The sequence below is a fragment of the Stanieria cyanosphaera PCC 7437 genome (assembly GCF_000317575.1).
GTDB classification, from domain to species: domain Bacteria; phylum Cyanobacteriota; class Cyanobacteriia; order Cyanobacteriales; family Xenococcaceae; genus Stanieria; species Stanieria cyanosphaera.
In genome coordinates, this window is the sequence record NC_019748.1 from 824560 (window position 1) to 851440 (window position 26881).

Sequence of the window (26881 nt, forward strand, 5' to 3'; positions counted from 1 at the left end):
AAAGAAACCTCCTAATTAAACAAGAGGATAGCAACTGGTTAATTTGGGAATCTGAGAATTATGTTCGATAATCCAACCACTACGAATAACTGCATTTTTATTTTGCCATTTTAAAGTGAAATCTAGGGTGTAACGCTGTCCAAAATTATCTTTTCGCCCTAACTTAGCTTGATGGGTTTTGATAACTTCAAGCAAAATTTGACGTAACTCAAGGGCATTTTCTGCCGTTATTCCCAGTATTGATTGAAAAAGTCGCGCTTTATGTTTGCCTATCTTGTGTTCTTGATTGAGACAATAATCACGCAGTTTGCAAAGATCGACAAATGCATTTTCTGCATTAGGTATGAGTTGAGTTAAATTAGATTCTTCCATAAGATTTTTTGGTCACATTTTGCCACAGTAGAGAAAAGTCTAATGCTTCTAAAATTTCTCTAGCAGTTGTAAAGCGATCGCGTTTTGACATTGGCGAACGGGTTTGGAATTTTAGATTTTTATAACAATTCTAATGTGGTGGATGTTTATATTGGTTATCTGAGAAGAAAGATTGATCGCGATTATTCTCAGCAGTTAATTCATACTATTCGAGGTGTGGTTATTGTTTAAGAGTTGAATCAATTGATTTTTCTTAGTTAACAGTTCGGGCGACAATTTGGCGAGTATATAATCTCCCTTTAGCGATCGCTGCTAATGAAATTGCTGAAGCAATTTGGCTTAACAATAACAAGCAATCAGAGCAAATTGTGTTACAATTCGCTCAATCTTTGCAACCTGTTTCTCAAGCTTTAGATCGTCTTTTCTTGTTAATTATATTTGGATTTCCAATTGTTTTATTATTAGCTGGTTTAGGTGGATTATTTTTAGCAGACCGAGCTTTACGTCCAATTAATAGCATTATTCAAACTGCCGAAGCAATTAGCCCTGATGATTTGAGTCGCAGAATTGATTATCAAGGGGTCAAAGACGAAGTGGGGCGTTTGGCAATGACTTTAGATAAAATGTTTGATCGAATTGAGTTAGCCTTTGAACACGAACGACGTTTTATTGCTGATGCTCTTAGTCGTCGACGTACACCTGCTGAATATGAAACCACTTTATTAGATTTGGAAAAAGAAACAGATCGTTTAATTCATTTAACTAATGTATTATTATTTTTAGCCCGTTTAGAGCAAGAAGAATTAGAAGGAAAAGGTACTTTATTTTGAAGTAGATTTAAGCAATTTATTAGAAGTATTAATTGAACAAATTCAGCCTTGAGCAGAAAAATCTCAGATCGATATTGTTGCTAAAATTAGTTCAGAATTGTCGCTCGTGGGAAATTGTGATTTATTTATCAGTTTATTTTTAAATCTTTTAGACAATGCGGTTAAATATACGCCTTCTTAAGGACAAGTAAAATTGAAAGCTGATCAAAATCAAACTCAAATTTTGGTAACAATTAGTAATACAGGAACAGGAATTGCTGACAAACATCTACCCTTTCTGTTTGAAAGATTTTATCGCATCGAAGGCGATCGCGGTATTTTAGATAACGATTTAGATCGAGCTTCTAGTTATACCTATATTTTGACTGTTTGTACCAATGAAAAACAATTAAATTTTTTGATTGAAGAAATTACACCTCTCCTCAAAAAAGTTGGTGGAATTTGTTTAGTGAAGCGGCGTACAAGCCGAGGGTTTATGAACCCCGTCCCAAATTGAATTCGGGGGACAGCCTCTCACTGATGCAGCTTAGGTAAATCATTAAACAGTTCAAGTTATTCTTTCCGACAACTAAGATTGAGGATTATGATGTCAACAAAAGCCGTTGATTTACCAACTAGGGAGTTGTCTATGCCTCTTAGTCGCATTATTCAGGGATTGGGTGAATTTCAGACGAACTATTTTAATACTCATCAAGAATTATTTCAGCAACTTTCTCAAGGCCAAACTCCTGACATTCTGCTAATTACTTGTTCTGATTCCAGAATAGATCCTAATTTATTAACTCAAACTCAACCTGGAGAATTATTTATTATTCGCAATATCGGCAATATTGTTCCTCCTCATGGCATTCTTAATAGTAGCGAGGGTGCAGGAATTGAATATGCAGTAGCAGCTTTAGATATTAAACACGTTGTAGTCTGTGGACATTCTCATTGTGGCAGTATGAAAGCCTTGTTACAACTTAATAAACTAAATGAAGAAATGCCTTTAGTTTACGATTGGTTAAAACATCATGGCGAACCTGTGCGTCGTTTATTAAAAGAAAATTATGGTAATTGTAGTGAAGAACAATTATTGAAGATTGCTATTGAAGAAAATGTTTTAACTCAGATCGAAAATTTAGAAACTTATCCTGTCATTCGTTCCAAAATGCACAGCGGTCAAATTTCTCTTCACGCTTGGGTTTATACCATAGAAACTGGCAAAATTTATGCTTATGATGCTAATAAAGGCGAATTTGCTTTGCTTAGTTCTGGACCGTTTCCTGTTCCTAATCCTTTATCAATTATTCATCACCAACAAGCTTAAAGTGTTGATGTTTATCTTTTAAAATTTGCTCTCTCTTGGAAAAGAATTATCTGATTTGATTTAATAATTAAGCTATTCTTTTCCTGTTACTTTTTTTGATTGACAATCAAGACAATTCCCAACTCAATAATGAAAAAATCTTTATCTAAGAAAAATAAAGAAATTTTTCTCCAAAAAATATCTAGTTATTCCCAATCAAGCTATCGCTGGTTGATAGCCACTCCTGAAAGAGCATTAAATAAAGCTTATCAAGCAGCCTTACAAATTCAATTTTTAGAAGCAGATTATTTAGCAGCACAACAACAAATCCAGGCTACTAATAATTATAAATCGACCATTATAGAATGTTTACAATCAGACCTGGAGCAATATTTAGCAATTATTAAAATTAATTTAGCTGAATTTAAAGTTAGTCGTTTTTTACTTAATTCTCAAAACTCTAACTCTTGGGAAAAGTTAGTTGTCATTGATGAAGTTCTGAAAAAATATCGTACAGATATCGTTGAAGCATCCGTAGTAGAACCAATTAATACTCTTGAAAAATCTAATTCACCAACTAATTATGCTTCTGTACAAGATGAGTTTATAAATGTTCAATCAACAACAGAAAAAACTGAAGTATTACCACGATCGCGAAGTGCCTCGCCAAGGGAGAGATCTCTATCAAGAAGTTTTCAAAGAATTAAAACAGATTTTAATAACAATAGTGAAGCAGAAATTTTACAAAATTTTCGTCGTTCTCGTTGGATAACTCAAACTGCAATTCGATGTATACTTCTGTTAATTATTATTCCATTATTAACTCAACAATTATCTAAAGAATTTTTGTTATTACCTTTAGTTGAAGAATTTCGCGCTAGCCACAACGCAGAAATATTTATTAATAATGATATGAAACAAGAAGCTTTCAGAGAATTACAAATCTTTGAAGAAGGATTAAAATTTCAAAGTCTTCTAGGACAAATTTCTAATATTTCACCTGAAGCTACAGAATTAAAGCTCAAAGAAAAAGCTAATGAATTAGCCGAAGAATTTAGTTATAAAAGTAATGTTGCTATCAGTAATGTATTTGCTGATTTATTGGGATTAATTGCCTTTGCAGGAGTTGTACTAACCAATCAACAAGGAATTATTGCGGTCAAAAGTTTTCTTGACAGCATGATTTACAACTTAAGCGACAGTGCTAAAGCATTTATTATTATTATGTTGACCGATATCTTTGTCGGTTTTCACTCGCCTCATGGTTGGGAAATAATTATGGAAGGTGTTGCTAATCATTTAGGAATTCAGCCTAATCGCAGTGCTATCTTTTTATTTATTGCTACTTTTCCTGTTATTCTCGATACTATTTTTAAATATTGGATTTTTAGATATCTTAACCGTATTTCACCTTCAGCCGTTGCTACTTTGAAAAATATGAATGAATGAACTACTTATCTGAGATCAAAGATTTGTACTTTATTGTTAATTAAAATAGCCTTACATAAAAGGGTTAAAACTGAAAAATTTTGAAAGGGTAAACGGCATTCGCCCCTAGTATCTAGAATGATGTCCTAATCTTTCGTTCTAATGCTATAGGATCAAATACTCTTTTTTGATAAGATTACGTTTAATTAAGTTTTGTAAAGGAAAATTAGATTAATGTATTTATTGCTCGAAGCTGCGATCGCAGGTGGTAAATTTCCTACTTATTTTGTTGCTGTTTATGTAGTTGGTTTTATTGCTGCTGTAAGTATTGGTTCTATTGCTTGGTAAAATTCCAAACGTCCTACTGGTTGGGAAGATGCGGAAAAACCTAATATTGTGCCAAACATTGATTTAGATAATGATAAATTAAGTAAATTTTAGTTAGCATAATTAAATTAAAGTCTTGCCCCGAGCGATCGCGAAAGAAGTGAAAAGATAACTGTCGTCAATAACAAATCAATTAGCCATGTACCTAACCGAAAAACAGTATAGCCGTTCTCAAATAAGTAAGGTACGCCATTATCAGTTATCAGTTATCAGTGAGCAGGAAGTAGAGACATAAAATGTTATGTCTGTACAAAAGCGCGAAGCGTCCTGAGTAAGACGAAGGATCAAAAGTAGTAATCAACCATTAACATAAGCGAAGCGCACTACCGTAAATCTCAACTATTAAAGCTCAACCAGGGAAATGAACTGTATCTCATTAATCTGAGAACCCCGCTATTGTTTCTGGTTATTTCTTGGCAATAGCAACAATTACAATCAACTATTTATTCGCATTCCAAACTATTTCAAGATTTTAGAATAGCTTTCAGAAAATGGTTTGGCGAAAATCATTCTACCAGCAGAAGTTTGTAGAGAAGAAGTCACTACGACTTGAATTTCATCTCCAACATAATGATTGCCTTCCTCGACTACTACCATAGTGCCATCTTCAAGATAACCAATTCCCTGTTGTGGCTCTTTTCCTTCCTTCAGAATTTTTAATTCTAAATGATCACCTGGTAAGTAGATCGGACGTACTGCTTGAGCCAAATCATTAACATTGAGAATTACTACTTTTTGTAAGTTGGCAACTTTACTCAAATTGTAATCATTGGTTAAAAGCATACCACTAAGCTCTTGAGCCAAAGCAATTAATTTGGCATCTACTGTATCAATATCTTCATAGTCAGCACTATGAATAATAATACGCTCAGGAAATGCTTCTTGAATACGATTGAGAATGTCTAAACCTCTTCTACCACGAATCCGTTTTTGATCGTTACTGCCATCAGCTAATTGCTGTAATTCTTGCAAAACGAACTTCGGTACTAAAATCTGTCCTTCCAAAAAACCAGTTTTAAGTAACTCTTCAATCCGACCATCGATAATAGAGCTAGTGTCTAATATTTTAGTTGAGGTTGGTTTTAAAGTTCCTTCGGCGACCAACATCGTTTCTAGACTATTAGCATTGATCAAACGTAAAAAAGTGCGTCCATGAGTATCAGCTAAACTCACTCCCATAAAAGAAAACATGACGCTGCCTAAAATAGCTAGCATCGGTTTGGCAAAACTAAGCTCTTTGGGAATTGGTAGCAAAAAGATTGGCGCAAGCATTAAATTAGCTACCAACAAACCTACTACTAAACCGATCGCACGAGTAATAATGGTTTCTATTGCTGTATTACGGATTTGAGTTTCTAATCTTCGATAGGTAGTTTGTACTACGACACCAATCCCCAAACCGATAATGGCACTAAAACCAGCGATAACGAAGCGTAAAGCGTCAATATTAGAAACTTGTTCGAGAATATCAGCAGGTAATAGTTGTAAACTCTCAAAACCAAGATTTACTGCTGCTACAATACAAATAATAATTATGATGACATCAACCATTGTTCTAGTTGAAATAAATTAGGTATATGTTTACTTTAATAAATCTGACAGACAGACTGTGAAAGACTACCTAGTTCTTAATATTGTATCTGTCTGGAATACTCTACTAAGGTAAATTGATTTATTATCATCGCAATTTCTTTCGGCAGGATTTATTACAAAATTTAGCTTTTTTCAGATTGTCAAAAATGGCTTGATAATGATTGTTCTCAACAAAAGAAGTTACTAGTCAGACTGTTTTTGTTCTATTTCAATTGTGGGTGACTGTTCGTTTAAACAAATTAAAAATCGATCTTAATGACCTTAATGACGCAAAATTTATCCTTAAATCTAGAAGATTTTCTCTGCAAACAACAGCACAATTCGTTAATAGATTCTGTGCCAACTGCGGTTTATATTCATGTTCCTTTTTGTCGTCGTCGTTGTTACTATTGTGATTTTCCTATTTCTGTAGTGGGTAATGGTAATCTCATTTCCACTTCAACTATGGTAGTAGATTATGTTGAGGCATTATGTCAAGAAATCATAACAATTGAGCGATCGCGTCAACCTCTAACTACAATTTTTTTTGGTGGTGGCACACCATCCTTATTACCAGTTTCCTTACTTGCTCGAATTTTAGCAACTCTTGAGCAGCATTTTGGAATTGCTAAGGATGCAGAAATTTCTATGGAGATCGATCCAGGTACTTTTAATCGAGAACAATTACAAGGTTTTTTAGTTGCTGGTGTCAATCGATTGAGTTTAGGTGTACAAGCTTTTCAAGATGAATTATTGCAAATTTGCGGACGTTCTCATACAAGTCAAAATGTTTTTGATGCGATCGCTCTGATTAATCAATTAAACATAACTAATTTTAGTTTAGATTTAATTTCTGGTTTACCCAAACAAACCTTAACTCAATGGCATGATTCTCTGAATCAAGCGATCGCAATTAGTCCTGCTCATCTTTCTTGTTACGATCTGGTATTAGAATCGGTTACTGCTTTTGGTAAGCAATATCAACCAGGACTCCAACCTTTACCAAGCGATGAAGATACCGCCACCATGTATAGACTAGCACAGCAAATGTTAACCGATGCTGGTTATCAACATTACGAAATATCTAACTACGCCAAACCAGGGTTTCAATGTCGTCACAATCGAGTATATTGGCAAAATCAACCATACTACGGTTTTGGGATGGGTGCAGCAAGTTTTTTTGCCCAAAAAAGATTTACACGTCCTCGTACTAGAAGAGAATATTATGCTTGGGTTAAAGCTGGTGCCATAATTGATGTACCAAAGTTATCTGCTAGCGATTATTTGTTAGAAACACTAATGTTGGGTTTGCGTCTAGCTGAAGGAATTCGTTTATCAAACATCACTCAGCAATTTGGCAAACAAATTCTCAAACCAATTTGTATTTGTCTGCAACCTTATGTAAATCAGGGATGGGTAGAAACTATTACCGACGAAGGCAAGCAAATCAATGCAGATTGGCATAATCTGGAACAAAATTTAGAATTAAGCTTGCGATTAAAAGATCCAGAGGGATTTCTCTTTTCCAACACGATTTTAGCTGCTTTATTTGAAAAGTTGAGTTAGTTAAAGATTGTCTATTTTAGTTATTGACAAAAATCAATCTTAAGTGAAGCAATAATTGATATAATAAAATGATTGGGTGAAAAATATATTTTTGGCTACATCGTTTAAGTCGTTTTGTACCAAGACAATTAAATTTGTCATTATTTTTTGCTAATGTTTTAATTTTCCTTCCTTCAGAAAAAGTTTTATGTTACCTGGATTATTGTGTAGAAAATTTTACAGGTAACTTTTTTTTACTTAGAAATAATCAAAAAATGCTAGACTATTGTTAACAAATTTTAATTAATTTAACATCACATACCTAATTCGCAACAATTAGAAACATGACTTTAATTTACTCAAAATAAATATAAATAAATTAACTAAAAAATGCGATCCAATAAAAAGAGATGTAAATATACTTGAATATAAGCAAGCAAAAAACTTGCTTTTTTAAAGTAGATTTAATTCGGAATAATAATCAATGACAACTACTATACGCAGACCAGAAACTTCTGGTGTATGGGAAAGATTTTGTCAGTGGATCACTAGCACCAACAATCGTATCTATGTAGGTTGGTTCGGCGTGTTAATGATTCCCTGTCTTTTAACTGCTACTGTTTGCTACATCATAGCTTTCATTGCTGCTCCTCCAGTAGACATCGATGGTATCCGTGAACCTGTAGCAGGTTCTCTGTTATACGGAAACAACATCATCTCTGGTGCAGTAGTACCTTCCTCGAACGCAATTGGTCTTCACTTCTACCCCATCTGGGAAGCAGCTTCCTTAGATGAGTGGTTGTACAACGGTGGCCCTTACCAGTTAGTAGTATTCCACTTCCTAATTGGAATTTTCTGCTGGATGGGTCGTCAGTGGGAATTATCCTTCCGTTTAGGAATGCGTCCTTGGATTTGTGTAGCATACAGCGCACCTGTAGCTGCTGCTACTTCTGTATTCTTAATCTATCCATTAGGACAAGGTTCTTTCTCTGATGGAATGCCATTAGGAATCAGTGGCACATTCAACTTCATGTTCGTGTTCCAAGCAGAACACAACATCTTAATGCACCCCTTCCATATGTTGGGTGTAGCAGGTGTATTCGGAGGTTCTTTATTCTCCGCAATGCACGGAAGCTTAGTAACCTCTTCTTTGGTTCGTGAGACAACTGAAACTGAATCTTTAAACTACGGTTACAAATTCGGTCAAGAAGAAGAAACATACAACATCGTAGCTGCTCACGGTTACTTTGGAAGATTAATTTTCCAATATGCTTCTTTCAACAACAGCCGTTCCTTGCACTTCTTCTTAGGTGCATGGCCGGTAGTGGGAATCTGGTTTACTGCAATGGGTATTTCCACCATGGCATTCAACCTCAACGGATTCAACTTCAACCAATCCATTATGGATTCTCAAGGACGTGTGGTTAACACTTGGGCAGATGTACTGAATCGTGCCAACCTCGGTTTTGAAGTAATGCACGAACGTAATGCGCACAACTTCCCCTTAGACTTAGCTAGTGGTGAACAAACTCCTGTAGCTCTCACTGCACCTTCTATCCAAGGCTAATTGCTTCAAGTCTAACTGAATTTTTCAAGACGCTCTTCTTCGGAAGGGCGTTTTTGTTTGGTTCGGTTGCTATATCAGCGCTCAATCAAGGAAAGGAACTGTATCTCTAAAAATTGAGAAACGCTATAAATTGTTGTGCCAGAAGAGAAAAGTTAAGTTATAATAACCAAAGTGTAGTCGTTATGAGTTTAATATATAATAATTATGACAAATCAAACCATAGAAAACCTAGTAATTATTGGTTCAGGTCCTGCTGGTTACACTGCTGCTATTTATGCTGCGCGGGCAAATCTTAAACCAGTGATGTTTGAAGGTTTACAAGCAGGAGGAATTCCTGGTGGACAATTAATGACTACTACCGAAGTAGAAAACTTTCCTGGTTTTCCTGATGGTATTACTGGACCACAACTGATGGAAAGAATGAAGGGACAGGCAATTAGATGGGGAACAGAATGCTATACAGAAGATGTAGTGGAAGTAGATTTAAGTAAGCGTCCTTTTACCGTTCGTTCCAAGGAAAGAGAAGTACAAACCCACAGTATTATTATTGCCACAGGTGCAACGGCAAAACGGTTGAATCTTCCGAGTGAAAAGATTTATTGGAATAATGGAATTTCTGCTTGTGCTATTTGTGATGGTGCAAGTCCGTTATTTATTGGAGAAGAATTAGTAGTTATAGGTGGTGGAGATTCTGCTACAGAAGAAGCAGTTTATTTAACTAAATATGGTTCTCACGTACATTTATTAGTTCGTAAACATGAACTGCGGGCCTCTAAAGCTATGCAAGACAGAGTTTTAAACAATCCTAAAATTACTGTTCATTGGAATACAGAAGCAGTCGATGTCTTTGGTGAAAATGGTCGCATGAGTGGGATTAGAATCCGCAATAATCAAACTGGTGTAGAACAAGAGATTAAAGCTAAAGGTTTATTCTATGCCATTGGACACAATCCTAATACTTCTTTGTTTAAAGGACAGTTAGAACTAGATGAAGTTGGTTATCTAGTCGTCAAACCAGGCACAGTGCAGACTTCTGTAGAGGGAGTTTATGCAGCAGGAGATGTTCAAGACCATGAATATCGTCAGGCAATTACCGCAGCAGGAACTGGTTGTATGGCAGCTTTATCGGCAGAAAGATGGTTATCGGAACACAATTTAATTACGGAATATCATCAAAAAGTTTCAGGAGAGGTTCAAGAACAGACTGAAGTAGTTGAAACAGAACATCAAGCTGATACGGAAGAGACTTTTGATCTTAATGCTACTCGTCACTACGGTGGTTATGCCTTAAGAAGATTATTCCATGAAAGCGATCGCGTTTTAATGGTTAAATATGTTTCTCCTACTTGTGGTCCTTGTAAAACTCTCAAACCAATTTTAGATAAACTTGTCGAAGAATACGAAGGCAAGATTCATTTTATCGAGATTGATATTGTTGCCGAACCAGAAATTGCCAAAATGGGTCAAGTAATTGGTACACCTACTATTCAGTTTTTCCGCAATCAAGAACTAGTTCAAGAACTTAAAGGTGTAAAACAAAAGAGTGAATACCGTCAAGTAATAGAAAATTATTTACCAGTAGGAGTTAAAGCTTCAGTATAACTTTTGGTTGCTTGAAGAGACTTTAAATATATAGATACTCTCTTAGTAATTAGTAATTAGTAATTAGTAAATGCAACCAGGCTTTTTTATTTCAACCAATTATTAGTACTTGATATTAGACAGACTTTTGCAAATGTTTGTGGAAGAACTGTGTAAGCTCATGCCATGAATCTTCGGCTGCCAAACGGTTGTAGGAAGAACGCTCGTGGCAGAAAAAACCATGATCGGCATGAGGATAAACCTTCAATTTGTACTCTTTACCAAGTTCCTTAAACCGAGACTCGATTTGCTGAATACGTTCAAGCGGAATGAATGGATCAACACCACCATGAAACAAATATATCGGTACCGCGATGTTGCTCATTGCCTCAATCCACTCATCTAGCACCATTCCGTAGAAAGGAGCAGCCACCGCAATTTCGTCTGAAAACTTACAAGCCGTGAGAAAGGTCAAACCACCGCCTAAGCAAAATCCAGTCACCCCGACCCGCTCTGGAAAAACATCGGGTTGTGATTTCACATAAGCGATCGCAACTCTCAGATCCTCTTCTACTGGCTTGCCGAAATCAAGGCGGTACATCATTGCCATCGCTTGTTCAACTTCGCTATATTCAAACTTGTTGTTTGGCAACTCACGATAGTAGAGATCTGGTGCAAGCACTACATATCCTTCGTTGGCAATTCGGGCTGCTATATCTTTGATGTGTGTAGTTAAGCCGAATGCTTCCATTAAAAGAATTATGGCTGGCTTTTTTCCATGTTCAGTAGATTTATACAAGAATGCGGGCATCTGTCCATCAAGCGTAGAAATCATCACTGCTGTCTCTTCTATTTGCACGTCATACCTCCTTCCTGTCTATTTGGTTTACGTACTATCGTAGGACATGGAACTGCCATTTAGTCTGTCTAATTATTATGGAGAAACTTTCTGTAGCTCCACTACAACAACTAAGAATTACTTTATAATCATAGATTAGTACAATAGTATCTAAAATTTAGATGTGTGGTAGATTTACTTTATATCATTCTAGTTCTGAGATTGCCAAAGCTTTTAACTTGGCTAATCTTCCTGAGTTAAAACCCAGATATAATATCGCTCCTACTCAAGAGGTAGCAGCAATTGTAGGTTCTGAGGTAAAAGGCGGTCGCGAATTTAAATGGTTACGTTGGGGTTTGATTCCTCACTGGGCAAAAGATTCTTCAATAGGAGCAAAACTAATCAATGCTAGAGCCGAATCAGTTGCTCAAAAACCCTCTTTTAGAAGTGCGTTGAGTCATTCTCGCTGCTTAATTATTGCTGATGGCTTTTATGAATGGCAGAAGACCGAAAATCGCAAACAGCCGTTTTATATTCAGCAGATAGACGGTGTACCATTTGCCTTGGCTGGATTATGGTCAACCTGGCAACCAAAGAACGGCGAAACAATTGCTACTTGCACCATCATTACCACTAAAGCGAATGAGATTATGCAGCCAATTCACGAACGAATGCCAGTTATCTTAAAATCTACTGACTACGAAAAGTGGCTTGCTCCAACTGTACAACAACCAGAATTGTTACAACCACTTTTGCAGCCCTACAGTTCAGACAAACTTAAAATAGCTCCCGTAAGTACAAAAGTCGAAGATACTCCGCCTTAAAAAAACGAAGCCTGCTTCGACTTCGTCAATAATCCTTGTAACGATAGCCCCGAGTGTGTAAAATTGATTGAAAGTTAAAAGCGATCGCAATTTTAAAAAAAAACCTCTCTCAGTTATAAGATTATGGAATGACTAATTCATTGGATCGAGAAGCAGTTTTAGCTACCAACCAAGCCTTTTATGATGCTTTCTTGAATAGAAATATTGGAAGCATGAACCTTCTTTGGTGGCAGGGTTCGACTAGTCTGTGCGTTCATCCTGGGGGAAAAGTGCTTACGGGATGGGAAGAGATTCGAGAGAGTTGGGAATCGATCTTTAAAAACACAGACTCGTTTGAGATAGATATAGAAGTTGTCAAAGTAGAAATCGACTCTTGCCTTGCTTATGTAGTCGTTCGAGAAATAGTGTTACAGTCGAGCCAAGGTAGAAAAGTTAAAGCACCATCGATAGCGACCAATATTTTTCAGAAAATGGCGCAGAAATGGTATTTAATCCATCATCATGGCAGTCCCATTATGCGTTAGGTGACTTCCTCTCTCAGTAAAACTGAGAGCTTCCCAATCTTGCGATCTGGGGTTTACTGCCCTACGCCACTTATCTAAAACACGTTAGTACAAACGACAAAAAATGCCTCCTACCGTTGGTTTCGCGATAGCCCGACTTGACAGTCCATTTCTTACCCCCGTAGACCACGATAAACTAATTAATCGGTGGCAAAATTGAATCGATTGTTTTTTGCGTGTCTTTAAACTGAGGAAGAGACTTGCTCTCAATTAATTAACAGTACTAAAACTCAAAATCAATTTAAACTTCTATTACTCTGTAACAAAAAGGTTTCAATTGTAAAATTACCTTCTAAAATAATGGAGTAATAAGTAGATGTACTATGGAAAAAAATACCTATGATTAGTGACAAATTCGATCACCCTGCTTTACTATCTTCTCGCGAATTAGAAATTCTAGAATTAGTTGTCAGTGGCTTAAGTAATCATAAAATTGCTGAAGAATTGGATATTAGCAAACGAACCGTTGATAATCATATTAGTAACATTCTCAAAAAAACTCAAACCGAAAATCGCGTAGAATTAGTTCGTTGGGCTTTACAGTGGGGAAAAGTATGTATTGATGATGTCAACTGCTGTTCTTTGCCTAACTCTAATAAGTCACAAGACCGCAATGAGATGGTATCGGAAGCTTAAACAACAAATTGTTATAGTTACTGTATTAGGTATCGGTATAACCATAGGACTAGGCAGTTGTAATCAAGCTAATTACATTACACCGCCTACTCAAAATTTAGGTGCTACATTAAATACGACGGCAACAGAACAAGAACCTCATTTTTCCTATGATGGTCGTTATCTAGTGTTTGAGAGCGATCGCTACGCTCCCTGGCTACCCTCAGACCGTAACTCTCAACGTAGTATATATCTTTATGATCTGCAAAGTCGTCGTTTGATATCTCTTCCTGGACTTAATCAGCAAGGTAGTATGCAGTTTCAGGCGGATATTAGTGCTGATGGTCGTTACATAGTCTATGTTTCAGAACAATTGGGTAAACCAGATATTTTTCTTTACGATCGCTTTGCTTTAAAATCTGAACATATTACTCGTAATTTTCTGGGGGAAGTACGTAACCCAACTATTAGTGGAAATGGTCGCTTTATTGCTTTTGAAGGCAATCGTTCGGGACAATGGGATATAGAAATTTATGACCGAGGTTTGGGAACAGAGTTATCTTTACCTACTAGTGTTCCAAATAATTCTGCTCCACCGCAACCCAACAATTAATTTATTTTTAAAATCTTTATTAAGGATAAATCATGATCAAAAAACTCAATCAAGTCATAGGAATTTGTCTTGTCACTTTAGGTTTAACTACTGCAACTTTAATTCCACAAGCTCGCGCAGAAAAAAAACCAGAATGTTTTATGATTAATGAATCAGGCACATTAGTAGATTTAACTTCTCTATGTAACTCTTCCACGCCGAAACAGCCACAAACTGAGCAAAAATATTCAGCCTCAACACCACAAACAACTGTTCAAAATTCTGTATTTCCTAGCTTTCCTGGTTTTGTCTCTCTTGGTTCAGCTAATACCATTAATTCATCAGCATCTAACCCTGTAGTCTTTGCTAGTTCTACTCCTGTTGCCTATCTTACTAGTCCTAGTTCTAGTACGGTTTACACCAGTTCTAACTTTTTAGTTAGACGTTTTCAAGAGTCTGGTTTTAATTCTTCCGATCCTTTGACTGAGTTGCTTCCTATTTTAAATCTTCTTGAGAATAATCGAACTTTAGTGATCATTACTCGCTACGAATAAATTTCTTCTTTAACAATGTCTAATAATACTTAAAATACACCAGTGACCAGTTATCAGTTATCAGTTATCAGTTATCAGTGACCAGTTACTAATTACTAATTATGAGGGATGAATAATCAAGCTCACCGAAGGTGCGCGTAGCGACCAACAATTAATAATTAACCATCAACTATCAACATTTTAATAATCTTTAATTTTAAAAATTGTATCTTAACATTTTGAGTGTATCAGTCCTATTACAATAAATAAAATAAGTAATTTAAACAACAATTGCTGCCCTAAAAATTATGCAGCTAACTCCGTTTGATGAACTCAAAAAAATTCTAGAACAACTGGAAAATAGTCCAAGTGCAGGGTATCATCGCATTTATTTCCAAACTAAGCTCAAGAAAGCGATCGCTGCTTATGATCACCTTGGCATCTTAAAATATGTTGTAGTTGCACCTAGATATCATCAACTAATAAAACGAGTCCGTTCTTCTATTTAATCAATAGGTAACCATTTACTCGCATCTTCTGCTGCTAAGGGACGACTAAACCAAAAACCTTGCATTTGCTCGCATTCTAAACTGCGTAGCAAATCGATTTGTTGTTGAGTTTCTACTCCTTCTGCTACTACTCTCAGATTAAAACCTCTTCCTAAAGAAACTAAAGCAGAAATAATTGCTAAATCTTTGGGATCGTTTTTTAAATCATGAACAAAAGATTGGTCAATTTTTAAAGTATGAAATGGAAATTTCTTTAAATGCTCTAAAGAAGAAAAACCACTAGCAAAATCATCGATAGATATATGCACTCCCAAAGTATTTAATTGTTGTAAAATTTGTTGGGAATATTCAATATTTTGCATCAGAGTAACAGCAGCAATTTCTAACTCTAATAAATTCGGTTCTAAGTCAGTTTCATGTAAAATTTTGGCAACTGTTCCTGGTAAATTAGGTTGTTGAAATTGTAAAGCAGATAGATTAACTGAGACTCGTAAAGGAGGAATTCCTGATGATTGCCAAACTTTATTTTGGGTACAAGCGGTTTTTAAAACCCATTCTCCTATAGGAATAATTAATCCAGTTTGTTCGGCTAATTTAATAAAACTAGCAGGAGAAACTAATCCCAATTCTGGATGTTGCCAACGAAGTAGAGCTTCTACTCCTTGAATATTGCCACTATTAACATTAATTTGAGGTTGATAATAAAGTATAAATTCATCTCGTTCTAAAGCATGGTGCAATAAAGCTTCTAATCTTAATTGGACTGACGCTTGAGAGTTCATACTATAACTATAAAACTGATATTTGTAACTTCCTTGTTCTTGAGTCCGAGATAAAGCTTGATTAGCATTTTTAAGTAAAATATTGACTTGTTCGCCATCTTGAGGATAAATAGCAATGCCAATATTACATTTAATACTGAATTTATAATTACGAATTTTAAAAGATTTTTCTAATGATTCAATTATTCTTTGACTAATTTTAGCAGCTTCTTCTACTCCACTAATTTGAGGCATTAAAATACCAAATTGATCTTCTCCCCAATAAGAAACTGTATCTCCCATTCTTAAACAAGTTTTTAATCTTTCTGCAAAATTAGCTAGTAATACGTTTCCCAATTCTTCACCTAAAGTTTGGTTGATTTCTGTAAAACGCTGAAGATTGAGTGAGATAACAGCAACTAATTTTTGATTTCTTTTAGCATTAGCGATCGCCATAGCTAATTGTTTTTTAAACATAGCTTGATCTGGCAATCCAGTAATTTGTTCTTGTAGATTTGATGTAATTTCTTCTGTTAATGCATTGATTGTTAGAATATATTTATTACCCTGGGAAGTTTTGAGCAAATTAACTTTAACTTTTGCTGTAACGACAGAACCATCGCGATGACGTAAATTATATTCTCCAATCAAACTATTTTTTTCGCTAAAATTTTGTTCTAAATCACCAATTAAGCGAGCATCTTCTTGAAGCTCTTTAATATTTAATTTGAGTAGCTCTTCAATGGAATAACCTAATAATTGACAAATATGATTATTAACTTCAATAATTTTTTTGCTTGCTTCTTCGATAAAAATAATTCCTTCATTAACTTGTTTAAATAAAGCTTGATAAATATTTTTTTGTTCGTTTAAACTATTGGCTAATTGTTTTTTTTCAGTGATATCAGTTAGATAAGTTCTAATAATTTCGTTTTCTGGTAAATAATGAGCGTTTTGGAGAAAAATTCGTTCATCCACCTGAATTTCTCGTACCAAAATTTTACTATTTTCTTGACTGAAGTGAGTAATTAAATCAGTTAGTAATGGATGACTATTTCTTTTTTGTTGAATATTTTTTAAGGCTATAATTGCCGAAGAATTAAGATAAGTTATATTACCTTGAAAATCGATTTCAATAATTGGATGGGGATTTAATTCTGCAAAAGAAGCTAATCTAACTAATTCTAATGAATTTTGATTATTATTGGCTGGACTTTCTGAAAAATTAATCAGAGTTTCTTTGTTGATGACAGTTTTTTTATCAATAGATGAGCGATTTTTTTGAATTTGAGGGCTATCTCCTTTAACCTCATCAAACACAGTAGACTGCTCAGTTAAAATTTGATACTTAGCTTGTTCTTCGTTACCAAAGTTGATAACATCTCCATGTTTTAATTCATAAACCAAGCATTTTTTACCATTGACAAAAATTCCATTACGACTACGATTTCCTTGTAAATCTCCATCTAAAATCCAATAGGAAAAACTGTTATTTTTAACATCTGTTCTTCGCAGTAACGTAGCATGATTACGAGATGTTTTTGGCGATAGTAAAATAATATCATTACTAGAATGACGACCAATAGAATAGGTTGCCTCTTTAAGAATTATCTTTTTTTTTAAATCACCATCTTCTAAAATTAATACATGATAAACTTGTTGAGAATTATTCATTAATTTTACTGGCTCATTTATAACAGTCATTGGGATATTAAGGTGACCAATTAAAATATATTTGTATACATATTAAGCATTTTTACTATTCTAGGCAGAAGATTTAATAAAAAAAAGTTGAGTTATTTTAATTGAGTTAAGATTCGTCAAATCTTTAATTTACAGAACTTTTTTATAAAGTTTTGACTAGCTATAATAATAGATGACACTTAGTTTTACTTAAAAAAAATTGGTTGTTTTCCTTGGTTGAAGAATAAGTGTTTTGTTCAACTAACAAGCTTCCTTGAGATTTGGGATATTTACTTACTAAAACCGTATAAAATTGAGGTTGCTCGCTCATTATGATAGTTCTAACAAGTTGAATAGACTCTTAAAATTTATAGTTCCCGAATCTAGCAACCAAATGATCAGATTAAAAATGTTAGATTTTTGAGCGACAAAAACAGCTAAGACAAAAATACTCCCCTAGATAAACGAGGAGTAAGTAATTACAAGCAAGACGTTTTTTGAAAGCTAAAGCGATCTGCTTCGCAGGCGCAACGAGCGATCGCATGGCTCAAATCGTTTGATTGTCTTTATGCTTGAGCGAAAACAGAATTAAAGACTGACAGAATTGATTGCTGTGCTTTAGCAATTGGTGATTGTTGTTGCAAAAAGACTCGGGCGCAGTTTCTCCCAGGCATACCAGAGATTGAACCCCCTGGATGAGTACCTGCACCAGTAAGATATAAATTTTTAATGGGTGTAGTGTAATTAGCTATTTCGGGTAGAGGTCGCAAGAAGATCATTTGATCTAAAGTCATATCTAAATGATAGTAGTTACCTTTATAAGAACCCAATCTTTCTCCTAATTCAGCCGGACTTTCCACTCGTCGCGCAATTACAGAAGATTTAAGATTAGGAGCATATTGAGCTAATTTATCGATAACGCGATCGGCTACTTGATTTTTTAGTTCATCTGTCCAACCAGTACCATTTAAACCTGTTCCTTCTTTTCCTGCAATCTGATACGGAGCAAAAAATTCGATCCACAAAGTATGTTTACCTGGTGGTGCTAAAGTTGGGTCTAGTACAGAAGGGACATCTAAATACATCGAAGGATTTTGATCGGGAATTTGTCCCATCATTGCCAGGGAATGAGCTTGTTCGACATGAGCTACGGAATCAGCAATTAAAATTGTGCCAATCAAATACTCATCTTGATGCTCGTAAGCTTCAAAACGAGGAGGTTCGGATAAAGCGCAGTCAATTTTGAGAATAGTTTCATTATTATTGACGATGTTACGCTGAACTTTTTCTCTTAACTCTGTCTCGACTACTCCTGGTTCAATTAATTGTAAAAATAATCTTTGCACATCGATATTAGAAATGACTCCTTTGGTGGCACGATATTCTTTCCCACCTGTAACTTTGACCCCAACTGCACGATTGTCATCAACTATGACTTCTTTAACCATTTGCTCGGTTAAAATTACTCCTCCTAAAGCAGTAACCAACTTAACTAAGGCTTGAGTTAGTGCGCCTGTACCACCTTGTGGTCTTGCCATGCCTGGATGATGACGCATTGCCAACATCATCAAACCCGCAGTAATACCTTTTTGAGAAGGTGCAGCACCGATTTCTGCTGCCAGTCTAGCTAAAGGTGCTTTGACAATCTCCGTATCAAACCATTGATTGAGTAAGTCTTCAGGAGAAGTAATCATAGTGCGAATAAAATTTAACGCCTTGTTTTTTGAACCTACCATTTTAAGCGCATCAAGTAGATTCTTTTGACTATAATTGCGAGCAATAGCTAAGACAGACTGGGGTGGAGCATTAAACCAAGGAGCGATCGCACCCATTAAATGCGTCCAATACTCAACAAATTCTCGATATTTTTCGGCATCTCTAGCACTATATCTAGCGATCGCAGCACAAGTTTTTTCTAAAGATTGATGAGCTAAAAAGTACTTACCATCAGGATGAGGACAAAAAGTATGAGGATCGCAACTGAGATATTTTAAGCCATAGCGTGTTAATTGTAATTCTTCAATGATCGGAGAGAAAAAAATAAATTCGTGATCGATCGCACAAAGATTAAACTTAAATCCAGGAGCTTGTTCGGGAAGTGCTTCTTCTGTAGTGGCAGCACCGCCAGGAACAGGGCGTTTTTCTAACAATAAAACTTTATACCCTGCTTTAAGTAAATAAGCTGCACAAACTAGTCCATTGTGGCCAGCACCAATAATAATAACGTCATAAGTTTCCATAAATTTTGCGATGAGATAAGATTGGAATGGTCAAGACTAACTATAATTATTACTGAGCTTAGTTTACGACAATTTTCAATGATAAATCTTTGCTCTGGAAATTTGACTTACTTTGCTATACTGACTTAGGGTTACTAATTTGTAAATCTCTAATTTATATGAGTTCTGTCATTCAAGTAATTGAACCTAATGGTATATTAGATGGTACTAAAGCTCAAGAATTTCGCCAAAAGATCAACGAAAGTATCGAAAGCGGAGCAGAGATTATTTTAGTAGATTTTAATGATGTAACCTTTATGGATAGTTCTGGTTTGGGAGCTTTAGTTTTAGCTCTCAAAAGTGTTCGCGCTGCTGGAGCTAAACTATTTATATGTTCAATTAATGAACAAATTAGAATGTTGTTTGAACTTACTAGTATGGATCGAGTTTTTGAAATTTTTCCTAGTCGGGAAGATCTAGAAAAAAAGCTGCAATAGACATCTCTAATAAAAAACTTTAATTAATAATTAGTTGATTTATTCTGACTGGTATTCTCTTAAAAAATCATCTAAAGAGTTGGGAAATTCTCCTTTGAGAATTTTTTTAGAAAAAACTTGATAACAATCTTTCTGATCTCCTTCTTTACGAGGAAATCCCAACCAAAGAATAATGATGACTTTTTTTTCTTTAAAAGCTCTAAAAAATAGACGATAGTGATTTGGAAGTCCCATTTTTTTGAGACGACCATATTTATGTAAAGGTTTCTGCAAAGCAAAATAACTAGCAAAAGGATTTGAAGGAATTTTATCTTTGATTCCTAAATCTATAGCTTTGAGCAGTTTAGTATCTGGGTGAGTGACAAAATCTTTGGGTTCTAATTTGGTTTTGAGTTGTTTTACTTTTGCCACTAAGCTTATCCATGGAGCGTTAAAAAGAGGATGAAAAAAAATAGTCCATCCATGACAAGTTAGGGGATTCATTCATCTTCATCAACAGAAACATCAGCAAGTAAATCGTCAATTTCATCACTCATTTCTTTAGTGTAGGGAACGAGAGAAGTAGAGTTAGCGATCGCGTCTTTGAGTAAGGTATCAAGAAAAAGACTCATTATTAAACTTTCATCATTATCTTCTTCTAATTGATTGTCAAGATTCAGTCTTACTAAAAGAGTCTGATCATCAATAACTTCAATATGACCACTAGCTGCAACTAAATGAGGATAGTCACGAGAAAAAGCACGAGGAAGACGAAATCCATCTTGACTACCTATTTTAGCTGGATTGATTGGGTAGTTTTTAGATGCCATAGCAATAGAAGTTAATTACACATATTATAATTTTTTATTAAAACATCAATTAATAAGTAATAAAAGGAAGAATGAATTAATAAATTTTGTATTTTTAATTATTAAAAGTAATTTTTTTGATTAAATTAACTAGAAAAAATCAACCTGCATAATTGATAAATCATCTTCAAACTGAAAATTAGGCTGCCATTCTCTGACGTGTCCGAGCAGTTGATCGAGATTACGTTTAGGGTTTTTTTGATATTTTTTGAGTAAATTAATCAATTTTTCTAATCCCCAAAAAGAACTATTATGTGGTTCAACTTCATAAATTCCATCACTAAAAATATAAAGAGTTGAATGCGAACTAATTGAACAATAGCCATTAACATATTTCGCATCAGGAAACATTCCAATCGGAACTCCAGGAGTTTTTAACCTTTTTTCTATTATTTGTTCTTGATCAGTAAAACTTAGTAAAATTCCAGGAGGATGACCGGCACTAGAATAAACTAGACTTTTGGTTTTACGGTTATATACTCCATACCAAATAGTAAAATACTTATCGTTGCGATCGCTCATTTGAAAAGTTTGATTTAAACTGTATAAAACTTCTTTTGGTTGATAGTAATTAACATTATTTAAACCCCGAGAACGTAATAAATTAATTACGGCTAAAGAAGGTAAAGAAGCTCGTAAACCATGACCTGCAACATCTAATAAATAGAAAACTAAATGATGAGAATCAAGCCAAAAATAATCAAAACTATCTCCGCCTAGTTGCCGAGAAGGAATAAAACGAACATCAATAGCCAAAGATTGAGATTGAAGCGGTTCTGGTAAAATAGAACTAACATATTCTGCTGCTTCGATTAATTCAGCTTCCAGTAATTGTTTTTGTCTTTGCAAATCACGACTGAGTTGATGAATTCTTAATCCAGCACGAACACGAGCTTTTAGTTCATACATTTCAATCGGTTTACATAAAAAATCATCTGAACCTGCATCCAAACCCTTGACTCGATCTTCCACAGAATCAAGCGAAGTCAGCAAAATAAAAAAAGTAGTCGATAATTCTGGAGTTGATTTGATCTGACGACATACCTCTAATCCATTCATACGAGGCATAATCCAATCACAAATGATCAAAGCTGGACAAATAGACTTAGCTTTAATTAAACCTTCTTCTCCATCGCTAGCTAAAGTAATCTCATATCCCTGACTTTCTAGGGTTCTTTTGAGTAAAAGTTGTGTTGCCGAGTCATCATCAATAATTAAAATTTGAGCCATAGTAAATTGGTTTGCTCATCGCCGACAGCAGAGATTCAACTATTCATCCTAGGATAATTCGATTACTCTGCAATTGAATATAGTTTTTAAGCTTAATCCAAACAGGCAAAAATATTGATTATGAAAGAGAAATTTAACTCAAACAAACATTATTATTTTGATAATGCTCAATTAATGCTAAATTGCCGAGTTTTTTCTAACAGTTAGCTTGATTTATAAAACTTAAACTAACATAGAAAGTCAGTTAAATTAAACTAAGACATAAACAAAACTACTTTGTTCGGTTAGAATTTCGAGGCAAAGCAATTGAAAGTCCTCAAAAAAATTCAGATCAAAGCTCCCAGTACATTGAAGGCACTCGATGAAGTTTTACTTCAGTTTAATCAGATTTGCCGAAATTATCTGTCTTATCAAATTTGGTTACAGTGCCAATTAGCCTTAGCAGAAGGGTTTACTAATGCAGTACGTCATGCTCATCGTAATCTTTCAGAAGAATTTACGATTGAAATTGAAGCGATTTTAGCTCAAGATACTCTTGAAATTCGGATTTGGGATTGGGGAGAAGGTTTCGATTTACAAGCTTTTATCAACGAGCTTGAAAATAACAAGGGTAGTTGGTTAGGAAATGGACGAGGAATCGCAATTTTAACCAAAATTTCTGACCATTTAGCCTATTATCCTACTGATGATGGTCGCAATTGTCTGTTAATTGTTAAGCAATTGTCTCAACAAACATGAATCAAAAATATTTCGTCGATTGTCAATGGTTGGCGCAGCATCTCAACAACTCCCACGTAGTTATAGTAGACTGTCGTTTTCAGCTTAGTGACCCCAATTGGGGTTGGCTACAATATACTCATAGTCATATTCCTGGAGCTTATTATTTAGATTTAGACCGTGATTTATCTAGTACGATTCAAGCTCATGGTGGTCGTCATCCTCTTCCTGAAGTTGAGGGGTTAGGAACTAAATTAGCTTCTATGGGAGTGGTGCAGAACGAAACTTTAGTAGTAGCTTATGATAACTCTCGGTTTGCTTTTGCTGCTCGTTTATGGTGGTTATTGCGCTATTTAGGTCATGAAAAGGTAGCCTTATTAGATGGCGGTTGGAACGCCTGGCAAAGTGATGGTTATCCTGTGACTACCGAAATACCTCCTGCTCAAACTGGTTTTTTTGAACCTCAACCTCATCAAGATTGGATAGTTAACCTTGAACAAGTTAAAGCTTGTCAAAATAAACCTGGAGTGGTTTTAGTTGATTCCCGAGAACGCGATCGCTATGCTGGAATTAGAGAACCTATCGATCCGATTGCTGGTCATATTCCAGGTGCAGTTAATTCTCCTTGGCAGCTAGTTTCTGATCAAGATGGTTATCTACTTCCTAGTATAAATCAAGAGCAACTATGGTCTGACTATACTTCAGCAGAAGAAATCATCGTCTATTGTGGTTCTGGAGTAACTGCCTGTGTTAATTTATTATCTTTAAAATTGGCAGGAATTGAACGAACAAAACTTTATCCAGGTGGCTGGAGTGATTGGTGTTCTTATTTAAATCAATAGTTGTTAGTAGAGAAAAATTGACCAATAATTCCCGAGACAAAAGAAAGAACAATTGAACCAAATAAAGCAGGGAAAAAACCGGCAACCACAAAACCAGGAGTAAAATATCCTACCAAACTAAAAGCGACCGCATTTACTACCAACAAAAATAATCCCAGCGTCAAAATAGTTAAAGGTAAAGTAAACAGAATCAAAATCGGCTTAACAATAGCATTGACTAAACCTAACACTATTGCACCTACAGCAGCAGCCGTAAAACTTGTAATTGTTAATCCTGGTACAAGCCAAGCCGTAATTACTAAGGAAATAGCTGTCGCGAGCCAAGTCAGGACAAATTGCAGCATAAATATTTGCTCAAGCCAGTGTTTATAAGTAATTTACTTTAATTTTAAATTATTTTGCTTCTTTACCTTTAGTAGTTAAAGTACGGTACGTACTAGCAAGTTTAGTGCGAAAACTCACATTGACTCCTTCTCCATGTTGTTCTAAAAGTAATAAAGGAGTAGGTTTAGCTTTTTGATTCCAACTCATTGCGACAATATGTCCTTGAATAGTTGGTTGCCAATTTTCTCTAACTTCGGCAGGACTAAGAAAATTTTCAATACATTCAATAATTTGATTAACCGTACTAGAAGTAGATTGAGTTGGTAATTTCATGAGTTTAATTTGAATCCGAAATAAGACTCTTCTTGTCGGTTTGCCTTGAATATCAGTTTCATAAGTAACATCAAAAATTTCATCAATTTTAAATCCACCTCGACTACCAATTCCAACCTGAGAATTTTGAGATAAATTAATTCTTAAAGATGTACTAATAAATTGTTTAGCTTTAACTTTAGTTTGATTAATAATTGCATCATGGAAAATTTTTTCTTCCATTCGCATTCTAATATAATCCAGATTACAATCGCGAGAATGAATCAAATCAGGATTTGCTTCCCATTTATGAATAGTAGTAAGAGCTACATTTAATCTTTTTTGTAAATTTTCTGATTTAGTTTGTTCGTAATTAATTAATTCCTTAAATTGATTGAATTTCCATCTTCCATAAACTACCAGAGTTAAAATCACTACCATTAATCCGACACTACTAAACATCCACATTTGTTCTTGTTTGAGTGTTTGATTCGTAGGAGTTTGAGCAATTAAAGAATTAGATACGTACTTATACAATATCATTTGTTACTTGCCAAAATCTCAAAACTTAGTCCAGATCTTTAGTATGCCCAGAGTAATCCAAAATTAATCAAAACCATAAAAAAAATCATAGCTTTCTACCATTACAAACAATTGATTTACTCACATTTCAGAACTGAAAATCTATTTAAAATAATGTATTAATAGTTTTAAAACCTGACTAAGCAGATCAAAGCTTACGATTTAATGTAGATACTTATTCCAATAATAAAATCTTAATTCTAGCGTTTCGTTGACTAAACAACTATCGCAATACTAAAAAAGCTTACCCCTGATGTTTATACGCCCCGTCCCCTAAAAAAAATATAATAGATTTGTTGCCAAAAGCGATCAGCGCAGCGAAGCTGTCCGCGCTGCGCCGAAGGCGACCGCGTCTCCTCAACACATCAAAGATTTAAGTAAGTAATTTTACTAATTCAAATTATTAGTTTGATAAAAAGTTCTGAGTTATTACTATAGCCTTCAACTTCTAACTAAGCGTATCTTTGATCGATGCAAACTTCTCTGCTTTAAAGCGATTTTCAGTTGAATAGAACACAACTAATAATAAACTTTTTTCTTCTGGAGGGGCTGTCGCCTTAATTTACTTCAGGCTATAGCAACGCCCAGTCTACCTGTCTCCTACCTTTTGCCTAACAGCTTGCCTGAAAAGTACCAAATGTCATATTGAGCGTAGCGATAGCGAAGCGAAATATCTCAGTCTAACAACTCAAACCCTAGATTTTTCGTTACGTTTCACTCGACTCAGAATGACAAAAATGACTTTTCAGATGTCCTATAGTACCAGAGTGTAGTCTACCCAATTGAAAACTGCTTTAAAACAAATGATTTTGTTTGCATTGAGTCAACCTAACTACTGCTGGAATGATCGATGTCAACCGATGCCAGTTATCAACTCGTAACCCAAAAATTCTCTTTTATTGAGCAAATTAATTATTCCCGCTCAGTAAATAAAACTAATGCTCGGCAAAAATTTAATTATCAATCATCTGAAACTATTAACCCCAAAAAATCTCAGCCAGACAATCTGGCATCAACTTCCGATTCTTTTAGTTTGCCAGCTTTAACTCTCTATTCTAATTTTATTGGGAGCAATTTCCCAAACTTAGCTTACAACTTTGATCTCGCTCAAGACATAGAATTTTCAACAGCAATTAACAATCCGCCTCAAAAAGGCAAAATTCCTTGCGATAAAATTTTATTTGCTCTTTCCTGTCTCTATGTAATTGGTGTATCTGGATGGATTTTTTATCAAACTCAGGGACAATTTACTTGGCTATTTGCACCCTGGCAACTAACTCATCAAGTATCAGCAGAAGAACTTCAGTTTCTCGACTATTTAGAGCGATCGCTTGAAGTCATTGAACGTAAAACGCAGGCTAATCAAACAACAGAAGCAGATTCTGAAGCTAACAATCCATCTAATCATCCCACCTTAGTCTATGTTCCTGTTTATACACCTTCTCCTTATCCTACCGTCTCTTCTCAACCAGCTTGGTTACCACCTGTAGCTCAAATTGAACCACCCCCACCTCCTCAACCGCTTCCACCTCCGCCACCACCTACTGTAGCTTCGAGCGTTGCTACACCATCTCCAATTGCTACTGCTACTACTAATACTCTTTATAATTATGTCTTGATCGGAATATTAGAGTTGGGAGAACAATCTGTCGCCTTATTTAAAGTTGACGGAACAACTAAAAAAATTGGCATAGGAGAAACAATTGAAGATACAGGTTGGATACTCAAATCAATATCTAATCAACAAGCAACTATTAGTTTTCAAGGCAAAAATCGTTCTTTGAGTATTGGCGAAAAGTTCTAATATAAACACATAACCGCC

General features: G+C 35.1%; 29 protein-coding genes and 1 pseudogene. 19 read left to right on the forward strand and 11 right to left on the reverse strand.

From position 1 onward, the window contains the following. Positions 1–15: 15 nt before the first annotated feature. Positions 16–372 (reverse strand): DUF6883 domain-containing protein, encoded by a 357-nt coding sequence (locus STA7437_RS03540; RefSeq protein WP_015192001.1) that lies wholly within the window; start codon positions 370–372, stop codon positions 16–18. Between the two features lie 90 nt (positions 373–462). Between STA7437_RS03540 and STA7437_RS25365 the strand changes: the two genes are divergently transcribed. From STA7437_RS25365 to psb35, 6 genes and pseudogenes are all read left to right on the forward strand, one after another. Then, positions 463–603, forward strand: a complete 141-nt coding sequence (locus STA7437_RS25365; RefSeq protein ID WP_216087090.1) for a winged helix-turn-helix domain-containing protein — start codon at positions 463–465, stop codon at positions 601–603. A 137-nt stretch (positions 604–740) separates the two neighbouring features. Further along, complete coding sequence (locus STA7437_RS24645) at positions 741–1202, forward strand: HAMP domain-containing protein (protein WP_051036023.1); 462 nt, start codon at positions 741–743, stop codon at positions 1200–1202. A 193-nt stretch (positions 1203–1395) separates the two neighbouring features. After that, entirely contained in the window at positions 1396–1698 is a 303-nt protein-coding gene (locus tag STA7437_RS24650; RefSeq protein ID WP_051036024.1) for an ATP-binding protein, read from the forward strand. A gap of 90 nt (positions 1699–1788) precedes the next feature. Next, complete coding sequence (locus STA7437_RS03555; protein ID WP_015192002.1) at positions 1789–2511, forward strand: carbonic anhydrase; 723 nt, start codon at positions 1789–1791, stop codon at positions 2509–2511. A 129-nt stretch (positions 2512–2640) separates the two neighbouring features. Beyond that, on the forward strand, positions 2641–3939 hold the full coding sequence (locus STA7437_RS03560; protein WP_015192003.1) for an envelope membrane protein: 1299 nt from the start codon (positions 2641–2643) through the stop codon (positions 3937–3939). 213 nt (positions 3940–4152) lie between these two features. Further along, positions 4153–4359, forward strand: a pseudogene (gene psb35 / locus STA7437_RS27645) (photosystem II assembly protein Psb35). A 405-nt stretch (positions 4360–4764) separates the two neighbouring features. Here the strand turns inward: psb35 and STA7437_RS03570 are convergent. Continuing rightward, the gene (locus STA7437_RS03570) at positions 4765–5856 is read right to left on the reverse strand and encodes a PIN/TRAM domain-containing protein (protein ID WP_015192004.1); all 1092 of its coding nucleotides are present in this window, start codon (positions 5854–5856) and stop codon (positions 4765–4767) included. A 297-nt stretch (positions 5857–6153) separates the two neighbouring features. Here STA7437_RS03570 and hemW point away from each other — a divergent pair, with 297 nt between their 5' ends. From hemW to trxB, 3 genes are all read left to right on the forward strand, one after another. Next, positions 6154–7443, forward strand: a complete 1290-nt coding sequence (hemW, locus tag STA7437_RS03575; RefSeq protein WP_015192005.1) for a radical SAM family heme chaperone HemW — start codon at positions 6154–6156, stop codon at positions 7441–7443. A 463-nt stretch (positions 7444–7906) separates the two neighbouring features. Then, the gene (gene psbA / locus STA7437_RS03580) at positions 7907–8989 is read left to right on the forward strand and encodes a photosystem II q(b) protein (protein ID WP_015192006.1); all 1083 of its coding nucleotides are present in this window, start codon (positions 7907–7909) and stop codon (positions 8987–8989) included. 204 nt (positions 8990–9193) lie between these two features. Then, positions 9194–10591 (forward strand): thioredoxin-disulfide reductase, encoded by a 1398-nt coding sequence (gene trxB / locus STA7437_RS03585; RefSeq protein WP_015192007.1) that lies wholly within the window; start codon positions 9194–9196, stop codon positions 10589–10591. A gap of 115 nt (positions 10592–10706) precedes the next feature. On the opposite strand, the gene STA7437_RS03590 is transcribed toward trxB, so the two are convergent. Then, complete coding sequence (locus tag STA7437_RS03590; protein ID WP_015192008.1) at positions 10707–11429, reverse strand: dienelactone hydrolase family protein; 723 nt, start codon at positions 11427–11429, stop codon at positions 10707–10709. 161 nt (positions 11430–11590) lie between these two features. Here STA7437_RS03590 and STA7437_RS03595 point away from each other — a divergent pair, with 161 nt between their 5' ends. The 6 genes from STA7437_RS03595 (at position 11591) to STA7437_RS03620 (ending at position 15044) form a co-directional block, all read left to right on the forward strand. After that, on the forward strand, positions 11591–12232 hold the full coding sequence (locus STA7437_RS03595; RefSeq protein ID WP_015192009.1) for an SOS response-associated peptidase: 642 nt from the start codon (positions 11591–11593) through the stop codon (positions 12230–12232). A gap of 128 nt (positions 12233–12360) precedes the next feature. Beyond that, positions 12361–12756, forward strand: coding sequence for a YybH family protein (locus STA7437_RS03600; RefSeq protein WP_015192010.1), 396 nt, complete (start codon positions 12361–12363; stop codon positions 12754–12756). Positions 12757–13134: 378 nt separating this feature from the next. After that, complete coding sequence (pedR, locus tag STA7437_RS03605) at positions 13135–13431, forward strand: photosynthetic electron transport-dependent transcriptional regulator PedR (RefSeq protein WP_015192011.1); 297 nt, start codon at positions 13135–13137, stop codon at positions 13429–13431. Beyond that, entirely contained in the window at positions 13409–14023 is a 615-nt protein-coding gene (locus STA7437_RS03610) for a TolB family protein (protein WP_015192012.1), read from the forward strand. Before pedR ends, STA7437_RS03610 begins: the two co-directional genes overlap by 23 nt. Positions 14024–14055: 32 nt before the next feature. Further along, on the forward strand, positions 14056–14556 hold the full coding sequence (locus STA7437_RS03615) for a hypothetical protein (RefSeq protein WP_015192013.1): 501 nt from the start codon (positions 14056–14058) through the stop codon (positions 14554–14556). Between the two features lie 287 nt (positions 14557–14843). Next, a complete protein-coding gene (locus STA7437_RS03620; protein WP_015192014.1) occupies positions 14844–15044 on the forward strand; it encodes a hypothetical protein in 201 nt (66 codons plus the stop codon). Here the strand turns inward: STA7437_RS03620 and STA7437_RS03625 are convergent. From STA7437_RS03625 to crtO, 3 genes are all read right to left on the reverse strand, one after another. Next, entirely contained in the window at positions 15041–17479 is a 2439-nt protein-coding gene (locus STA7437_RS03625; RefSeq protein WP_041619122.1) for an EAL domain-containing protein, read from the reverse strand. The genes STA7437_RS03620 and STA7437_RS03625 overlap by 4 nt on opposite strands. Positions 17480–17669: 190 nt before the next feature. Beyond that, positions 17670–17819 (reverse strand): hypothetical protein, encoded by a 150-nt coding sequence (locus STA7437_RS26450; protein WP_015192016.1) that lies wholly within the window; start codon positions 17817–17819, stop codon positions 17670–17672. 235 nt (positions 17820–18054) lie between these two features. Beyond that, a complete protein-coding gene (gene crtO, locus STA7437_RS03630) occupies positions 18055–19728 on the reverse strand; it encodes a beta-carotene ketolase CrtO (RefSeq protein ID WP_015192017.1) in 1674 nt (557 codons plus the stop codon). Positions 19729–19886: 158 nt separating this feature from the next. Here crtO and STA7437_RS03635 point away from each other — a divergent pair, with 158 nt between their 5' ends. Then, positions 19887–20204, forward strand: coding sequence for an STAS domain-containing protein (locus STA7437_RS03635; RefSeq protein WP_015192018.1), 318 nt, complete (start codon positions 19887–19889; stop codon positions 20202–20204). A 39-nt stretch (positions 20205–20243) separates the two neighbouring features. On the opposite strand, the gene STA7437_RS03640 is transcribed toward STA7437_RS03635, so the two are convergent. The 3 genes from STA7437_RS03640 to STA7437_RS03650 all read right to left on the reverse strand — a co-directional run bounded on the left by STA7437_RS03640 (position 20244) and on the right by STA7437_RS03650 (position 22282). Next, a complete protein-coding gene (locus STA7437_RS03640) occupies positions 20244–20687 on the reverse strand; it encodes a type II toxin-antitoxin system YhaV family toxin (RefSeq protein WP_015192019.1) in 444 nt (147 codons plus the stop codon). Further along, entirely contained in the window at positions 20684–21013 is a 330-nt protein-coding gene (locus STA7437_RS03645) for a hypothetical protein (RefSeq protein WP_015192020.1), read from the reverse strand. The genes STA7437_RS03640 and STA7437_RS03645 overlap by 4 nt, the downstream gene beginning before the upstream one ends. 129 nt (positions 21014–21142) lie before the next feature. Beyond that, complete coding sequence (locus STA7437_RS03650; protein ID WP_015192021.1) at positions 21143–22282, reverse strand: PP2C family protein-serine/threonine phosphatase; 1140 nt, start codon at positions 22280–22282, stop codon at positions 21143–21145. Between the two features lie 306 nt (positions 22283–22588). On the opposite strand from STA7437_RS03650, the gene STA7437_RS03655 reads away from it, so the two are divergent. Together STA7437_RS03655 and STA7437_RS03660 are read left to right on the forward strand one after the other, a co-directional pair. Further along, on the forward strand, positions 22589–23020 hold the full coding sequence (locus tag STA7437_RS03655) for an ATP-binding protein (RefSeq protein WP_015192022.1): 432 nt from the start codon (positions 22589–22591) through the stop codon (positions 23018–23020). Continuing rightward, complete coding sequence (locus STA7437_RS03660) at positions 23017–23841, forward strand: sulfurtransferase (protein WP_015192023.1); 825 nt, start codon at positions 23017–23019, stop codon at positions 23839–23841. Before STA7437_RS03655 ends, STA7437_RS03660 begins: the two co-directional genes overlap by 4 nt. Here STA7437_RS03660 and STA7437_RS03665 read toward each other — a convergent pair. Continuing rightward, positions 23835–24185 (reverse strand): phage holin family protein, encoded by a 351-nt coding sequence (locus tag STA7437_RS03665; RefSeq protein WP_015192024.1) that lies wholly within the window; start codon positions 24183–24185, stop codon positions 23835–23837. The genes STA7437_RS03660 and STA7437_RS03665 overlap by 7 nt on opposite strands. A 49-nt stretch (positions 24186–24234) precedes the next feature. Beyond that, positions 24235–25020, reverse strand: coding sequence for a hypothetical protein (locus STA7437_RS03670; protein WP_015192025.1), 786 nt, complete (start codon positions 25018–25020; stop codon positions 24235–24237). 889 nt (positions 25021–25909) lie between these two features. Between STA7437_RS03670 and STA7437_RS24655 the strand changes: the two genes are divergently transcribed. Beyond that, complete coding sequence (locus STA7437_RS24655; RefSeq protein ID WP_015192026.1) at positions 25910–26863, forward strand: hypothetical protein; 954 nt, start codon at positions 25910–25912, stop codon at positions 26861–26863. Positions 26864–26881: the final 18 nt, after the last annotated feature.

Excerpts from the sequence above, each read along its gene's own strand:
- crtO (WP_015192017.1), bottom strand. The coding sequence starts at position 19,728 with ATGGAAACTTATGACGTTATTATTATTGGTGCTGGCCACAATGGACTA.
- STA7437_RS03670 (WP_015192025.1), bottom strand. The coding sequence starts at position 25,020 with ATGATATTGTATAAGTACGTATCTAATTCTTTAATTGCTCAAACTCCT.
- trxB (WP_015192007.1), top strand. The coding sequence starts at position 9,194 with ATGACAAATCAAACCATAGAAAACCTAGTAATTATTGGTTCAGGTCCT.
- STA7437_RS03595 (WP_015192009.1), top strand. The coding sequence starts at position 11,591 with ATGTGTGGTAGATTTACTTTATATCATTCTAGTTCTGAGATTGCCAAA.
- STA7437_RS03560 (WP_015192003.1), top strand. The coding sequence starts at position 2,641 with ATGAAAAAATCTTTATCTAAGAAAAATAAAGAAATTTTTCTCCAAAAA.
- STA7437_RS03625 (WP_041619122.1), bottom strand. The coding sequence starts at position 17,479 with ATGAATAATTCTCAACAAGTTTATCATGTATTAATTTTAGAAGATGGT.
- pedR (WP_015192011.1), top strand. The coding sequence starts at position 13,135 with ATGATTAGTGACAAATTCGATCACCCTGCTTTACTATCTTCTCGCGAA.
- STA7437_RS03640 (WP_015192019.1), bottom strand. The coding sequence starts at position 20,687 with ATGAATCCCCTAACTTGTCATGGATGGACTATTTTTTTTCATCCTCTT.
- STA7437_RS26450 (WP_015192016.1), bottom strand. The coding sequence starts at position 17,819 with ATGAGCGAGCAACCTCAATTTTATACGGTTTTAGTAAGTAAATATCCC.
- STA7437_RS03650 (WP_015192021.1), bottom strand. The coding sequence starts at position 22,282 with ATGGCTCAAATTTTAATTATTGATGATGACTCGGCAACACAACTTTTA.
- STA7437_RS03570 (WP_015192004.1), bottom strand. The coding sequence starts at position 5,856 with ATGGTTGATGTCATCATAATTATTATTTGTATTGTAGCAGCAGTAAAT.
- STA7437_RS24655 (WP_015192026.1), top strand. The coding sequence starts at position 25,910 with ATGTCAACCGATGCCAGTTATCAACTCGTAACCCAAAAATTCTCTTTT.
- STA7437_RS03635 (WP_015192018.1), top strand. The coding sequence starts at position 19,887 with ATGAGTTCTGTCATTCAAGTAATTGAACCTAATGGTATATTAGATGGT.
- psbA (WP_015192006.1), top strand. The coding sequence starts at position 7,907 with ATGACAACTACTATACGCAGACCAGAAACTTCTGGTGTATGGGAAAGA.
- STA7437_RS03600 (WP_015192010.1), top strand. The coding sequence starts at position 12,361 with ATGACTAATTCATTGGATCGAGAAGCAGTTTTAGCTACCAACCAAGCC.
- STA7437_RS03555 (WP_015192002.1), top strand. The coding sequence starts at position 1,789 with ATGTCAACAAAAGCCGTTGATTTACCAACTAGGGAGTTGTCTATGCCT.
- STA7437_RS03665 (WP_015192024.1), bottom strand. The coding sequence starts at position 24,185 with ATGCTGCAATTTGTCCTGACTTGGCTCGCGACAGCTATTTCCTTAGTA.
- STA7437_RS03620 (WP_015192014.1), top strand. The coding sequence starts at position 14,844 with ATGCAGCTAACTCCGTTTGATGAACTCAAAAAAATTCTAGAACAACTG.
- hemW (WP_015192005.1), top strand. The coding sequence starts at position 6,154 with ATGACCTTAATGACGCAAAATTTATCCTTAAATCTAGAAGATTTTCTC.
- STA7437_RS03645 (WP_015192020.1), bottom strand. The coding sequence starts at position 21,013 with ATGGCATCTAAAAACTACCCAATCAATCCAGCTAAAATAGGTAGTCAA.
- STA7437_RS03540 (WP_015192001.1), bottom strand. The coding sequence starts at position 372 with ATGGAAGAATCTAATTTAACTCAACTCATACCTAATGCAGAAAATGCA.
- STA7437_RS03610 (WP_015192012.1), top strand. The coding sequence starts at position 13,409 with ATGAGATGGTATCGGAAGCTTAAACAACAAATTGTTATAGTTACTGTA.
- STA7437_RS03660 (WP_015192023.1), top strand. The coding sequence starts at position 23,017 with ATGAATCAAAAATATTTCGTCGATTGTCAATGGTTGGCGCAGCATCTC.
- STA7437_RS03615 (WP_015192013.1), top strand. The coding sequence starts at position 14,056 with ATGATCAAAAAACTCAATCAAGTCATAGGAATTTGTCTTGTCACTTTA.